Below are 13,283 nucleotides of genomic sequence, written 5' to 3' on the forward strand. Positions count from 1 at the left end.
TCACCTGGATCGAGGCGACCTATCACCGGAAACGACGGCAACGCGGTCTGGGGAAGTTGACCCCGGTCGAGTACGAGACGATCATCAACCCACAGGTCGCACTCGCGGCCTAAACGAACGAGTCAACCGAACCTGCAGCAGTCCCGGTCGATGGCGTATGTGTCTGGTGGAGTGACGAGGACGGTTGGGGTGCTCTCCGTTCGAACGAGGTCGAGTCGGAGGTCTTCGTTCACTTCTCCAACGTCAACATGACCGGCTACCACTCGCTCAGAGCCGGACAACGTGTTCGGTTCGAAGTAGAGCCGTACCCGCCGGGGCAAGATGGCTACTTCTTCCGTGCCCACAATGTCGCCATCGTCTGATCGGTGATCGATCCGCTTTCGGACTTGTGGGTCCGAGAGCGGATCGGGCCGGTCAGCGGTCAGGGTTGATTTGACGGTCGATGCAGCGGTAGACGGTCGCTCGTCCAACACCGAAGAGTTCCGCAAGCTCGGCGACCGAATGTGTGCCGGCCTCGTGCACTTCGAGGAGGTGCCGCTGCTGCGCGACGTTGAGCTTGGGCTGTCGCCCACGGAGGTGACCCTTTGCCTTCGCAATCTGCATCCCCTCGCGTGTCCTGGCTCGGATCAGGTCTGATTCGAACTCGGCCACCATCGCGAGGACGTTGAACAGCAGCCGGCCCACGGGGTCGTTCGGATCGTGGACAGAGCCACCGATGTTGAGCTTCACGTTCTTCGCGGTGAGTTCGTCGACGATGTCCTTCGCATCGCGGAGGCTCCTTGCCAACCGGTCCAGCTTCGCGATCACCAGCGTGTCTCCATCACGGCAGGAAGCGAGCGCTTCGCGGAGACCGGGTCGTGAACGATTCGTGCCGGTCAAGCCGTGGTCAGTGTGGATGTTGATCGGAAGAACTCCAAGCCGTTCAAGCGCGACGCGCTGCGCGGTGAGGTCTTGTTCGTAGGTTGAGACGCGGGCGTACCCGATGAGGAGAGCGTTCATGCTGCGAGGATCGGCTTGCTGCACCTGGCTCGCGTCGTCTCACACCCGATCGGCTGTCCATACGGTTCTGTGACGGTCCGGTGCTCCTCGTCCACTGCCATCGGATCGGTCCTTCGCTACGGCAGCACCCGGAGCCCATGGCAAGGAGGTGCTGCCGCACCGGTCGGGGCGACCAGGCTGGCTCCGGATCCAGGGGAGCAGGAGACCGCGGCGATCGATCGCGTGGAAGGGCGTCGCTGTCACCGAGGGCGTGCGTTCCGGTCGGTGATCATGACAGCGACGTCGTCGGCCTTCTCAGCACGGGGAGCACCGCCCAACGGCCCAGCCCGAGAGTGGCTCACGGAGTCACCGCGCGGCGGAGCCGGACTGGCCGGTACGTCAGGCGATGCTGCTGCCGCCGTCGACGAGGAGCTCGCTCCCCGTCATCCCCGAGCTCTGGTCGGACACGAGGAAGAGCACCGTGGCGGCGACCTCCTCCGGACGCAGGAGCCGGCCGAACGGGAGTCCGCTCGCCATCTGCTCGAGGAGCGCGTCCGGGTTGCCCGGAGCGAGGCCCGCGAGACCCGGCGTCTCCGTTGGACCGGGGACGACCGTGTTGATCCGGACACCGCGCGGCGCGAGCTCGGCCGCCCACGTCCGGGTGAGGGCAGCGATCGCGGCCTTCGACGCCCCGTACAGGCCGAACGACGGCTCGGTGCCGGACGCCGCCGTCGAGCCGGTGACGACGACAGCCGAGCCCTCGCGCAGGAACGGCAGCGCGCCCTGCACGGTGAGGGTCGTCCCGCGGACGTTGGTGCCGAACGTTGCCTCGAAGTCCTCCGCGGTGACCGCGTCGAGGGCCTTGAACTCGCCGCCGCCGGCATTCGCGTGGACGGCGTCCAGCCCGCGACCACGTTCGGCGACCGTAGCGAAGACCGTCGCGATGTCGTCCGGCTCGGCGGCGTCCGCGCGGATCGGCGTGACCGCGTCGCCGAACTCGTCGCGCAGTGCGTCGAGCGCCTCCTGCCGCCGCCCGGTGACGAAGACGTGCGCACCCTCGGCGACGAAACGGCGCACGACCGCGAGTCCGATGCCCGATGTGCCGCCCGTGACGAGTGCGGTCTTGTCCTGCAGCGTTCCGACCATGGTGTCCTCCTGGAGTTGTTGTTGACTGCTTGGTCCAGAACGGTACGCCGTGCTTGACTGATCAGTCAACAACGAGTTCCGAGGAGTGCGCATGCCGCGACCGCGCAAGTTCGACGAGGCCGACGTGGTCGAACGCGCCCGGCGCACGTTCGCGGAGTCCGGCTTCGACGGCACGTCCCTCGACGACCTGCTCGCGGCGACCGGGCTCGGCAGGCAGAGCCTGTACAACACGTTCGGCGGCAAGAAGGAACTCTTCATGCGCGCGTTCCTCAGTGACACCGCCGAGGCCGTCGAGGTCGTGCAGTCCGTCCTGCGGAGCGCCGAGCACCCGATCGCGCGGATCCGGACGCAACTGGTCTCCGCTGCGGTCGAGCACGGGGCGGCGCAGGGTCCGCCGTCACTGCTGCTCCGAGCGGCGGTGGAGCTGTCAGCCCGTGACCCCGAGGTGGCCTCCACCGTGACCGAGGCGTTCGACACCATCCGTGCCGGCTACACGGCCTGCATCATGGACGCGCAAACAGCCGGTGAGGTCGAGGCAGACGCCGATGCCGAGGCGCTCGGCACCTACTTCTGCGCGGTCATCGAGGGGATGGGGGCGATCGGACGCGTCGGGACCTCACGAGCGGCGCTCCTGCAGGTGGGGATCGCGAGCCTCGCGGCGCTGCCGATCACACCGCTGGGCGCAGAGCACCTCGGGACCGGGGACGGTCCCTGGGACTGAACGTCAGCCCGTGCCAGGGTGGCGCCGTGACGACGCGAGCGGCGGGGCGGGTCGCTGCCGCGCCTCCAGTCCGGGTCTGGAGGCGCGCATCCCGCGGCCCGACGGCACCCGCCCGTCACGTGGTTGCGTCATGAACCGCTGCGACGACCGACCCGTAGAGCGCGAACGCGGCGATGCCGCCGGGGACCATCGCGAGGACGGCGACGGGTGTCGCCCACGCCTGGTGCACCCAGGGGTGACCGCCCGGCTTCGTGACCGCCATCGCGGCGAACGAGGACGCGGACACCAGCACCGCCCAGGCCGCCGTCATGCAGCAGATGATCGCCATGGAGTGCCACCCGCGGCCGAGCAGCGGGTAGACGAGCGGGAGGAGGAACATCGCCGGTGCGGCGATGAAGCCGGTCCGCGCCACGATGCGAAAAGCCTTCCGGTGACTGTTCATCTCGGCGATGGTGCGCTGGTCGTCCACGGGGTGCCCTCGGTCAGTACTGCCGGCTGAGGAGGGCGACGAGGGAGCCGAAACCGACGAGTTCCGCGGCGCTCAAGACGGCACCGACGGCGCCGATCACGGCGCCGCTGGTGGCGTCCAGCCGATGCTGCCTCCGGTCACGGACACCGGTGACGACGGCGCAGATGCCGAAGACGACACCGGCGAGCACCCAGAGCTGCAGCAGCAGCGCCACGTAGGCCATGAAGGCGGCCTGCAGCAGGAAGTACAGGACCACGCTGGCGATGATCGTGGCTGGTCCGGACACCGCGAGCCACCCCAGCTGCCATGCCGTCGATCGTTCCCGGACGTCGTCGGTCACCTGATCCCCCTCATGTTCCCCCCCCCTGCAGGTCAGGGTACCGCCGTCGAGCGGCTGAACCGCTGTCTGGCCCGTGCTGACCGAACCACGCGCCCGCTTCAGCGGGTGCGCTCCCAGGACGAGAGCGCCGTCCAGTCCTGCGGGTCGAAGGTGAAGGAGCTACCCATCGCGGGCTGATCGAGCGCGCGGCTGATGCGCTCGCGTCGGAGGCTCGCCAGCAGCAGGGCGCCGACCCCGCCGTGGGCGATGAAGGCGATGCCCCGCTCGGGAGTCTGCGCCGCGATGCGTCGGACCGCGCGCTCGACGCGGCTCTGCGCGTCGACCGCCCGTTCCCAGCCGCGGACGGACCGGTGCGGCTCTGCGAAGAACGCGTCGACGGTCGGTTCGAACTCGCTCGGTTCGAGGTATCCGGTCGCGCTTCGGTCCATCTCGCCGAGGTCCTCGTCGACCTCGACCTCCGTACCCCACCGTCCGGCGATGATCTCGGCGGCGTCCAGGGCCTTCCGCTCGCTGCTGCTGACGATGCGGAGGGGCTGGGGGAACAGCGCCGCGATGCGGGCGGCACGGGCCCGTCCGACCGGCGACAGGCCCCAGTCCTGAATCCGGACGGCTGGGTCGACGATCACCTCGGGATGGGACACCCATGCGCTCTGCATCGCTCGACCGTAACAAGCCCGGGGCTGACGAGTGGGCGCGTGTCAGATCGCTCCCGCGTCGAGCCGACCGGTCGTGTCCCGGACCTGGACGTCCGGCGCACCGTCGGTGTTCCAGCGGAACAGCACGAGGTGCCAGAGCCCCGGACGTTTCCTCGACGGGTCGATCAGTCCTCCGGCGCTGAGTGCGACGAGGCGATCCCGGACGAGCCACGAAGTCGGGACGCCGCCGTCGGCGACGACCTGCTGCCACGGGGCGATCTGCTCAGACCGGCGGCGTCGTTCCCGCGCCCTCGGTGTCGTCTGCGCCCGCCGGACCGGTACCGGCCTGGTCGAGGTTCTCGTGCGGGTCGCCCATGTCGCCGGTCGCCTTGCCCGCTGGCGACAGTCCGAAGTGCTTGCGGGCGGCGTCCGCCTCGGTGACGGTCAAGGTGTTCCCGGCTCCGGGGGAGGGCGCGCCCTTGATCGCGCTCTTGGCGTAACCGACGTGCAGGTCCGTGCCGTCGAACGTGGCGTCCTCGACCGGGACGAGCACGCTGTGACCCCCGAGGAGCCCCGTCGCGACGCTGACGAACGCAGCGCTGCCGTCCGCGTCGGAGGGGAACACCTGTGCGACCTTGCCGACCGATGCGCCGTCGCGGTCCTTGACGGTCGCGTTCTCGACCTCGTGGATCTTGCTCTTGGTGATCATGGGGCGTAGTCAACGCCTTGCGCCTGACGTTTCTCAGCGGAGCGCTCGGCTCGTCCTGACGCATGCCGTGCCCGATCGAGGGATTCCTACAGGGCTCGACCTCTTGCCTGTCCGTGATCGTCCGCGGGTGGCGCTGGGTGCGTTGAGCGTGCTCAGGACTCGGGCAGCGACTGGCGGACGGCGCGGTGTGCGGCCGGGATGGACAGGAGCGCACCGCCGACGAGGAGTCCTGCTGCGACGAGCACAGCGACCGGCGTGCGGAGGGGCGCGACACCGAGGCTCACCGCGCACCACGCAACGGTGGCGATCGCAGAGACGATCGTCGGACGCAGCGCTGCGCGATGGCCGATCCGCCAGGCCGCATCGCTGGACAGGGTTACCGACGTCCGAACGCCGGCGAAACCGTTCCGTGGCAGCGAGCCGTTGGCCGCCCTCCATGTCAGCCAGGTGATGAGGGCGGCAGCGCCGATCTCGAGCGAGCGCGCGAACACCAGTGCTCCCAACATGGTGACGGCGGTAGTGTCCCAGCAGAAGACCGGCAATGTTCTACCAACAACAGGCATGAGTGGGATGACCGCACTGGAGGCGCGGTGCCAGCTGGCGCCGCGGCTCCAGTCCGATCGCTTGAGCGCGGCGACGCCCCAGTCCTGCACCTCGTCGTGCAGGTCTGTCACTCGCCGTTGCGCTGGAGCTCCTCTGCATCGCCAGCGGTGCAGACGGAGACCGCGTCGAGACTGTACCCACGCTCGTCGGCGAGGAAGTCGATGCTCTTCGTCGGGCCGCCCGTTCCTCGGACACCGAGCGTGGGCTCCGTGCCCCCGCTCTCGTAACGCTCGGTCGTGATGCCCTTCGCCTTCCACGTCCGCTCGACGCTGGCGACGTCGTCGGCGGGGTCTCCTGCACGCTGTTCACGCATCTTCGTCAGGAAGTAGGCGGCGCCGCGGCCACCGCTGTCGCGCCTGCAGCCCTGGACCGCTGGACCACTCGCGACGGACCAAGCCCCACCAACTACATCCGCCGTGTCGTCGACGATCGTGACGACGGCGTCCTTCGCCTGGTCGGGAGTCTGCTCGTTCTCCACAGCGGTTCCTCCGTTGCATCCGGTCAGAACGAGTGCCGCAGCCGCAACCAGCGTCAACGTGGCTTCCAGCCGTCGGGCCGACAGCGCGGGCTTCCGCTGCGTCATGCCCCGGGCCGAGTTGCTTGTGGTCGGTCACGGGACTGCCGAGAGTGGTACTGCACAGCGCGAGCTTCCCCTCATGAACAGTGGTGGCGTACGCGACGTCACCCGACATGTGAACGCCATGGTCCGCCACCCAGACGATGGGACCATCACCGTCGGCTCCGAGACTACGGGCACCGAAGCTGGGGCGCTGGGCTTCCCGCCCGGTACCGAGGTCGTGGACAGGACTCGATCTGATTCCACACGCTCGCGCAGATCGTCGCAGACGAGAAGATGGGGCCATGACTGTCATGGACCGTCCGCAATTCCGTGGCGCCATCGTGGCCATGCTCGCGGCCGTGGTGCTCGCGACGACCGGATGTGCCTCGGGTGGCGCAGGCAGCGGAGACAACCTGACCGGACAGGGTGCACGAGACGCGGCAGGCATGACGCAGGCGCAGGTCGCCGGCCTGTCGTCGGAGGACGAGTTCGAGTTGGCTGGCGAGCGCTACGATCACGGGCAGGCGGTCCTCGCCGCCGCGCAGGAGCAGATCTCAAGTGGCAAGTGGTTCTGGAGCGGTGGAGACGTCCGCCCGCTGCCCGCCGGTGATGGTGCCTTCGGCGCAGCACCGAAGGGCGCGACCAAGGAAAACTCGTACTTCTTCCGAGCCGTCCGGACCATCGAGCCGGACGGGGCGACCGGCGCCGAGGAGGACCTGGCTCCGATGCAGCGCTACTTCGACGAAGAAGGGTGGCGGTCCAGCAGCGCGAAGGTCGGGACGGACCACGAGGTCAGGGCCGACACCGGAGACGGCTGGTGGGTGACCTGGAGCGTTCGGCCGAACGGGCAGTACGCACTCGGCGTCTACAGCGAGGCCTTCTGGGTGCGTGATGCTCCCGCGCTCATCAAGGCGATCTCGCTCCGCGACCCCGCGGACTTCCCCGACGAGTCCGAGCCCGGCGTCGCGGAGCCGTTCCCGAAGTGGCGTGATCCCGTTCGGCGACGCTGACCACTCGACCAGGGTGACCCTTGTATGTGGACCTGGGACGTGCCCCGGGTTGGGTCGAGGCCGCCGCAGTCGCTGCAGACGGTGGGGTTCGCCACGATCGGCCAGTACGGTCGGTTGACGAAGTGATCATGCCGATTCCGCAGACGCAAGCTGATCAGGAAGGAGCTCCCGGATGGAGCCCACTCGGCGGTACGCCGTCACCCTCCTCCGGTCGGCGGGAGCGGCGCTCTTCGCCGCCGCCGTCCTCACCGGCTGCAGCGCAGGCATCGGGAAGAGCCCGGAGCAGGCGAAGCAGTCCATCGTCACGTTCGTCGAGGGATCGACCGATGTGGTCGGTGACAGCTGGGAGGCCAGCGACGGACCAAGACTCGGGAAGTGCGGCCTCGCCCCTGGTGTGGGAGGCGTCCAGTACGTGTACGCGATGGTCCGTTCAGCCAGCGCTGATCCGGAGGCCGACGTCGAAGCGGTCGACCAGTACTGGAAGCAGATCGGGGTCACGACCGAGCGGTACCAGACCGGCGGCGAGGACCCGATCCTCGGCGTCCGGGGCAGGGGCGGCCCGGTAGAGTCGTCCGACTTCCGCGCAGATCCCCGCGGGTACACGATCGACGGCAGCTCGCAGTGCGTCGCCGGTGACTTCGACAAGATGAGTCTCGACAGCCAGGAATGACGACGGCGACCTGACCACCGGAATCGACCCGCGCCTCCCGGCCGGGCCGGGAGACGCGTGTTCACCAGGCGGGACGGCGCGCGCCCGTCGGCGGTGGACGCGAGCGAACTCACGTCCGGGTTGCCTTCGCGGGGGACCCTTCACCGGACGTCGGCGCTCGACCAGAGCTGTCGCGCGAGGCTCCAGCAAAGGCGCAGGACCGGTTGCATGCTGAGGGTGACCGCGACGAGCAGCGTGCCAGCCTGCAGGATGAGGAACCCGACGAGCGCAACGGGGAACAACGCCGTGATCGTGGTGGCGAGGGCGAACCCCACGAACAGTGTCGCGAGGGCTCGCCCGGCCGTGGAACTGTGAGGGCGGCGTCGGTGAACCAGTCCTGCCGCAGCGAACGTGAGTGGGACGAGTACCTGCAGTGTGACCGCGACGGGGAACCACAACTGAATGCTGCTGGCGGGGGAGCGAGTGGTCACGAAGCCGACGACGGCGACGGCGACGAGTACGGGAGCGAGGTCACGAGCGAACAGGCCACCAACGGCCGCCACCAAAGCAGCGAACACGGTCGCCACTGCGATGATCGGAGCGAGGGCTCCGGAGAGCGGGTGTGTTCCGATGAAACCGAGCAGGTTGTCGACGGAGAGCATGGCAGCCCCGATGGTGCCGAGGGACAACGACGTGGTGAGTGCTCGACGAGTCGAGCGGGACGTTCGTGGCGCGGTCATCCTCCGGCTCCGTCGAGTGGGCGCACAGAGTCTCCGACTGCGCGGTACGCGGTGGTGCACTGCCGCTTGAGCGGCGGACCGATCGGTGAGAGCGCCGCGATCCATCGATCCTTGTCCGTGATCTGCAACGCGCGGCTCCGACCGAGGTCGTCGACTGCTGTGTGCACCGCAACTTCGACTCCGGGGAACAGCACGCCGTACTGAGGGGCAGACGAGTCTCGCTGCTTCGGATGCTGCACGTACCGTTGCGCCTCGCTCGAGACGTAGAGCATGCAGGTGGTCAGGTAGTCCTGCTCGGCGGTCAGTGGGACGGGTGACCCGAGATCGTCCGCTGTCCGGGGTGCTCCACTCGGAGGCCTGACCGCCGCGACGGTCCCGGGAGCTCCGATGACGTACCAGTTCGCGCCCCTCGCGACCGCACGTTCGGCTCCGAGCGTGCCGTCCCAGTCGTCGAGGGTCTGCGGCACCGATGCCGCATGTGCGTAGACGCGAATGAAGGTCAGCTCCTCTCGATCGAAGCAGTCGAAGCCGCGCATGCTGTCCCAGAACGCAAGATCGTCCAGCAGCGCATCGGCTCGCGTGCACGGAACCGTTGCTCGAAGCTCGTCAGCCAGATGCTGCATCGCTGCCGCATCAAGAGTCGGTCCCGCCGCGGGTGCAGACGCCGGCGCGGTCGTCTCGGCGTGAGGGCGCAGGATGTGTGGTCGCTGGACATCGGAGCCCGATGAGCACGCGACCAAGACGGCTGCGGCGACGCAGGTCGAAGCCAGGGCCCCGACGCTGCGTCGCCACGGTTGCTCGGGCATCACTGCCACTGCACGCCGGCCCAGCCGACGCCGGTGAGGCCCTTCATCTTCTTGGTGGCGGCCACATTGCCCCACGGGACGAACTTCGAGCGACCGGTTCCGCAGTCCAGGGCAGTCCAGGTCGGAGCGTGCTTCGAGTTGAAGGACTTCCCCCAGATGCAGGGGTTCGAGTTGCCCTGGTGCTTGTACCACTTGTACTGCACCTGGGTCGATGCCGTCGCGCCGATGACGCTGCAGCCGTTCAACGACTGCGACATCTTTGCCACGACGGCGAATGCTCGGTCCTTGCAATCGCCCGACCGAGTGGAACCCCCGTCGTGGGCGAAGACGACCTCCCCGGTGGGATCGAAGCTCTCATCGATCACCACGTTCGGCGGGACCTCGATCTGCCTCGTGCTCTGCGCCTGCGCGGGCGCCGCGATCAGGAGCGACGCCGCCGTTGCCGTGGTCACGATTGCCGCGCCAACGGTCCGTGCTTTCTTCATTTTCTTCTCCCCACAAGCCGCCGCGAGTTCGGCGGTGGAACACAGCGTCCTACACATCAGTAGGGCGGTCAACCTTGCATCCGCGAGGTGAAACTGTGTTCGAGAGGCCTCGAGTGTGAGCTCGGATCCGGGGACGATCGGCGTCGAAGCCGGTTGCCTGCGACCCCTTCGGGGTGTCGGCTGAACGAGCACCTTCGGAGCCGACGCGAACGGCGGCTCGCTTCCTCCTGGAAGTGAGCCGCCGTGGCGTCTCGCGGCGGTCAGCGCGCTGCCGGCGCGGCGACCTTCGCGAGCTCGGCTCGCACGATGTCCGCGCCGGCGGACAGCGCGCCGAGCTTCTGCAGGGCTGCCCCTCGGGCCAGCGGCGCCATGCCGCAGTTCGTGCTCGGGATGAGCTTGTCGGCGTCGACGTGGTCGAGGGCCCGGCGGAGGACCGCGGCGACCTCGTCCGGCGTCTCGACCTGCTCGGTGGCGACGTCGATCGCACCGAGCATGACCTTCTTGCCTCGGATCAGTTCGACGAGTTCGAGCGGGACGTGGGAGTGGATGCACTCGAGCGAGACGATGTCGATCGACGACTGCTGCAGGAGCGGGAAGGACTGCTCGTACTGCCGCCACTCGGCGCCGAGGGTCTCCTTCCACCTGTTGTTCGCCTCGATGCCGTAGCCGTAACAGATGTGCACGGCGGTCTCGGCACGCAGGCCCTCGGCAGCGCGCTCGAGTGCGGCGACGCCCCAGTCCTGCACCTCTTCGTGGAAGACGGTGAAGGCGGGCTCGTCGAACTGGATGACGTCGACGCCGGCGTCCTGCAGCTCGAGTGCCTCCTGGTTGAGGATCGTGGCGAACTCCCACGCCAGCTTCTCGCGGCTCTTGTAGTGCTGGTCGGACAGGGTGTCGATCATGGTCATCGGGCCGGGGAGCGCCCACTTGATCGGCCGGTCGGTCTGGGCACGGAGGAACCTCGCGTCCTCGACGAACACCGGGGCGGGGCGGCTCACAGCGCCGACGACCGTGGGCACGGCGGCGTCGTACCGGTCGCGGATGCGGACGGTCTCCTTGCGCTCCTGGTCGATGCCGTCGAGGTGCTCGATGAACGTCGTCACGAAGTGCTGTCGGGTCTGCTCGCCGTCACTGACGATGTCGATGCCGTTACGCTCCTGCTCGTGGACGGCGGAGCGGAGGGCGTCCTGCTTGCCCTCGACCAGCGCGTCTCCTTCGAGCAGCCAGGGGGACCAGAGTCGCTCGGGCTCGGCGAGCCAGGACGGCTTCGGCAGGCTGCCGACGATCGAGGTGGGGAGGAGCGTGCTCATGCGCGTGGGGGTCCAGTCGGTCAGTGGGTGAGGGCGGCAGGGGTGGTCTGGTCGGCGAGGGTGTTGTGGCCGGCGGGGGTGGTCTGGTCGGCGAGCCAGCGGTCGAGGAAGTCGCGGTGCGGTGTGACGAGGTGCTCCTCGGTCCACCGGCCCTGCGTGACGCCGAGGCGGCTGCGTTCCTCGCGGTCGTAGGCGATGCCGGTCGATGACCAGTCATCGTGCTCGAGTGTCGGGCGGAACACACTCGGTGCGACCACGTTCGCGTTGTAGATCTCCGGGCGGTAGATCTTCTGGAACGTCTCCATGGTGGCGATGGTGCCGATCAACTGGAGGTCCGAGTAGTCGTTGACGACGTCGCCGCGCGAGTAGAAGGCGAGCGGCGCCTTCGCCCCCGGCGGCATGAAGTACCGGACCTGCATGCCCATGCGGCCGAAGTAGTCGTCGGTGAGCGACGAGTGCTCGTGCTCGTACTCCGCGCCGAGGACCGGGTGGACGACGCCCGTCTGCCGGTAGGTCTGGCTCGTCGAGACGCTGATGCAGACGACCGGCTCCGCGTCGAACTCCGACCGGAAGGCGTCGGACCGCAGGAAGTGCTGGAAGAGCTGCCCGTGCAGCAGCCCGAAGTCGGCGGGGAGCGAGGGCGCCGACGGCAGCCGGACCGCGAAGTCGTGGTCGCGGAGGTACGACGAGAAGTTGTTGCCGACGATCCCCTGGTGACGCTCGCCGGAGTGCTGGTCGACGATCGTGACGTCGAGCACCTCGATCAGGGGGAAGCGCTCGACCTGTCCGCCGTCCTCGAACTGCATCGTGACCGACACGATGTCGAGCTCGACGCGGTAACGGTCGGCGTCCGGGTCGCCGGCAAGGTCGTTGCAGCGCCCGTCGATCAGCGCGAGCGCGTTGCGGAGGTTCTGCTGGCGGTGCTCCCCGCGGGCGAGGTTCGCGAAGTTCGTCGTCAGGCGGGAGCTCTCCGCCGGCGAGTAGTCCTCGTCGAAGTGGGTCCTGCTGATGCTGAAGGTGATGTCGTTCGCCATGGTCCGCAGTCCGGTCGTCGAGCGCCCGCGGGCACTGTGGGAAGAGTCCTCCGATCATGACGGGAGGCGCGGGTCATCAGGTAATACCGAGACACTATGCAGTCGCATAGCCTGTGCCTATGGCTCGCGTCGCGAACGACATCACCCTGCAGCAGCTGCGGTACTTCATCGAGGTCGCGTCCGAGGGCTCGATCAGCGCAGCGGCCGACCTGCTCTACGTCTCGCAGCCGACCATGTCGGCCGCGATGAAGGACCTGGAGGCGCGCATCGGGCGCCCGCTCTTCACCCGCTCTGCGCGCGGGGTCGTGCTCACCGTCGACGGTGTGGAGTTCCTCGGGTACGCGCGGCAGGTCATCGAGCAGGTGTCGTTGCTCGAGCAGCGGTACGTCGGGCGCCAGGCCTCGCGCCGGCTGCTCGGGGTGTCCGCGCAGCACTACTCGTTCGCGGTCGAGGCCTTCGTCCGGATGGTCGAGGGCGCCGACACGGACCAGTACGAGTTCTCGCTGCGCGAGACCCGCACGTGGGACATCATCGAGGACGTTCGGACGCTCCGGAGCGAGCTCGGCATCCTCTACCGCAACGACTTCAACCGGCAGGTCCTCGGCAAGCTCATGCGGGACGCCGGGGTCGTGTTCACGCCGCTCTTCGTCGCGCAGCCGCACATCTTCGTCGCCCGGCGGAACCCGTTGGCGGCGCAGGAGCGGGCGACGCTCGACGACCTCGCGGAGCTCCCGCGGCTGACGTTCGACCAGGGTGCGAACAACTCCTTCTACCTGGCCGAGGAGATCCTGTCGACGATGTCGAGCAAGCGGGAGATCCGGGTGTCGGACCGGGCGACGATCTTCAACCTCATGATCGGCCTCGGCGGGTACACGATCTCGACCGGGCTCATCAGCGACGACCTCGACCCGGAGATCGTGGCGATCCCGCTCGACGTCGACGAGCGGATCGAGATCGGGTGGATCGCGCACTCGTCGGTGCCCCTGACCGAGCAGGCGCAGACGTACCTGGAGGAGTTGCGGGCGGTCGTCGTCAGTTACGGGGTCGAGCCGCTGGGGGCGCACTGAGCCGTCGAGGATCTCCGCCGCT

At 68.4% G+C, this 13,283-nt stretch carries 17 protein-coding genes and 1 pseudogene; 5 read left to right on the forward strand and 13 right to left on the reverse strand.

The features are described 5' to 3' along the window. Positions 1–161: 161 nt before the first annotated feature. Positions 162–362 (forward strand): annotated as a pseudogene (locus DEJ23_RS04360) (cold-shock protein); the annotation flags it as partial. A 52-nt stretch (positions 363–414) separates the two neighbouring features. Here DEJ23_RS04360 and DEJ23_RS04365 read toward each other — a convergent pair. Beyond that, positions 415–999: a recombinase family protein gene (locus DEJ23_RS04365; protein ID WP_111239058.1), complete on the reverse strand. Its 585-nt coding sequence runs from the start codon at positions 997–999 to the stop codon at positions 415–417. 378 nt (positions 1,000–1,377) lie between these two features. Further along, positions 1,378–2,124 (reverse strand): SDR family NAD(P)-dependent oxidoreductase, encoded by a 747-nt coding sequence (locus DEJ23_RS04370; protein ID WP_111239059.1) that lies wholly within the window; start codon positions 2,122–2,124, stop codon positions 1,378–1,380. A 91-nt stretch (positions 2,125–2,215) separates the two neighbouring features. On the opposite strand from DEJ23_RS04370, the gene DEJ23_RS04375 reads away from it, so the two are divergent. Then, positions 2,216–2,845 carry a TetR/AcrR family transcriptional regulator gene (locus DEJ23_RS04375; RefSeq protein WP_111239060.1) on the forward strand — a complete coding sequence of 210 codons (630 nt, stop codon included), beginning with the start codon at positions 2,216–2,218 and terminating at the stop codon, positions 2,843–2,845. A gap of 115 nt (positions 2,846–2,960) precedes the next feature. Here the strand turns inward: DEJ23_RS04375 and DEJ23_RS04380 are convergent, their stop codons facing one another. The 6 genes from DEJ23_RS04380 to DEJ23_RS04410 form a co-directional block, all read right to left on the reverse strand. Continuing rightward, positions 2,961–3,314 (reverse strand): hypothetical protein, encoded by a 354-nt coding sequence (locus DEJ23_RS04380; RefSeq protein ID WP_111239061.1) that lies wholly within the window; start codon positions 3,312–3,314, stop codon positions 2,961–2,963. A 13-nt stretch (positions 3,315–3,327) separates the two neighbouring features. Beyond that, positions 3,328–3,654: a hypothetical protein gene (locus DEJ23_RS04385; RefSeq protein WP_111239062.1), complete on the reverse strand. Its 327-nt coding sequence runs from the start codon at positions 3,652–3,654 to the stop codon at positions 3,328–3,330. Between the two features lie 98 nt (positions 3,655–3,752). Then, positions 3,753–4,310, reverse strand: coding sequence for a histidine phosphatase family protein (locus DEJ23_RS04390; RefSeq protein WP_111239063.1), 558 nt, complete (start codon positions 4,308–4,310; stop codon positions 3,753–3,755). Between the two features lie 262 nt (positions 4,311–4,572). Further along, on the reverse strand, positions 4,573–4,998 hold the full coding sequence (locus DEJ23_RS04400) for a hypothetical protein (RefSeq protein ID WP_111239065.1): 426 nt from the start codon (positions 4,996–4,998) through the stop codon (positions 4,573–4,575). A gap of 152 nt (positions 4,999–5,150) precedes the next feature. Beyond that, positions 5,151–5,672, reverse strand: coding sequence for an SdpI family protein (locus DEJ23_RS04405; protein WP_111239066.1), 522 nt, complete (start codon positions 5,670–5,672; stop codon positions 5,151–5,153). Then, entirely contained in the window at positions 5,669–6,079 is a 411-nt protein-coding gene (locus tag DEJ23_RS04410; RefSeq protein WP_111239067.1) for a hypothetical protein, read from the reverse strand. Before DEJ23_RS04410 ends, DEJ23_RS04405 begins: the two co-directional genes overlap by 4 nt. Before the next feature lie 383 nt (positions 6,080–6,462). On the opposite strand from DEJ23_RS04410, the gene DEJ23_RS04415 reads away from it, so the two are divergent. Together DEJ23_RS04415 and DEJ23_RS04420 are read left to right on the forward strand one after the other, a co-directional pair. Continuing rightward, positions 6,463–7,170 (forward strand): hypothetical protein, encoded by a 708-nt coding sequence (locus DEJ23_RS04415; protein WP_220034181.1) that lies wholly within the window; start codon positions 6,463–6,465, stop codon positions 7,168–7,170. Between the two features lie 172 nt (positions 7,171–7,342). Next, positions 7,343–7,840, forward strand: a complete 498-nt coding sequence (locus tag DEJ23_RS04420) for a hypothetical protein (protein ID WP_111239069.1) — start codon at positions 7,343–7,345, stop codon at positions 7,838–7,840. A 140-nt stretch (positions 7,841–7,980) separates the two neighbouring features. On the opposite strand, the gene DEJ23_RS04425 is transcribed toward DEJ23_RS04420, so the two are convergent. From DEJ23_RS04425 to DEJ23_RS04445, 5 genes are all read right to left on the reverse strand, one after another. Then, positions 7,981–8,406 carry a hypothetical protein gene (locus tag DEJ23_RS04425; RefSeq protein WP_146240190.1) on the reverse strand — a complete coding sequence of 142 codons (426 nt, stop codon included), beginning with the start codon at positions 8,404–8,406 and terminating at the stop codon, positions 7,981–7,983. Between the two features lie 149 nt (positions 8,407–8,555). Beyond that, the gene (locus tag DEJ23_RS04430; RefSeq protein WP_111239071.1) at positions 8,556–9,182 is read right to left on the reverse strand and encodes a hypothetical protein; all 627 of its coding nucleotides are present in this window, start codon (positions 9,180–9,182) and stop codon (positions 8,556–8,558) included. Between the two features lie 182 nt (positions 9,183–9,364). Next, positions 9,365–9,817, reverse strand: a complete 453-nt coding sequence (locus DEJ23_RS04435; RefSeq protein WP_111239072.1) for a hypothetical protein — start codon at positions 9,815–9,817, stop codon at positions 9,365–9,367. A 293-nt stretch (positions 9,818–10,110) separates the two neighbouring features. Then, positions 10,111–11,160, reverse strand: a complete 1,050-nt coding sequence (locus DEJ23_RS04440; protein WP_111239073.1) for a methionine synthase — start codon at positions 11,158–11,160, stop codon at positions 10,111–10,113. Positions 11,161–11,180: 20 nt separating this feature from the next. Beyond that, positions 11,181–12,194, reverse strand: coding sequence for a putative oxygenase MesX (locus tag DEJ23_RS04445; protein ID WP_111239074.1), 1,014 nt, complete (start codon positions 12,192–12,194; stop codon positions 11,181–11,183). A 119-nt stretch (positions 12,195–12,313) separates the two neighbouring features. Here DEJ23_RS04445 and DEJ23_RS04450 point away from each other — a divergent pair, with 119 nt between their 5' ends. Then, entirely contained in the window at positions 12,314–13,261 is a 948-nt protein-coding gene (locus DEJ23_RS04450; RefSeq protein WP_111239075.1) for a LysR family transcriptional regulator, read from the forward strand. Positions 13,262–13,283: the final 22 nt, after the last annotated feature.

This window comes from Curtobacterium sp. MCSS17_008 (genome assembly GCF_003234185.1).
GTDB lineage: Bacteria > Actinomycetota > Actinomycetes > Actinomycetales > Microbacteriaceae > Curtobacterium.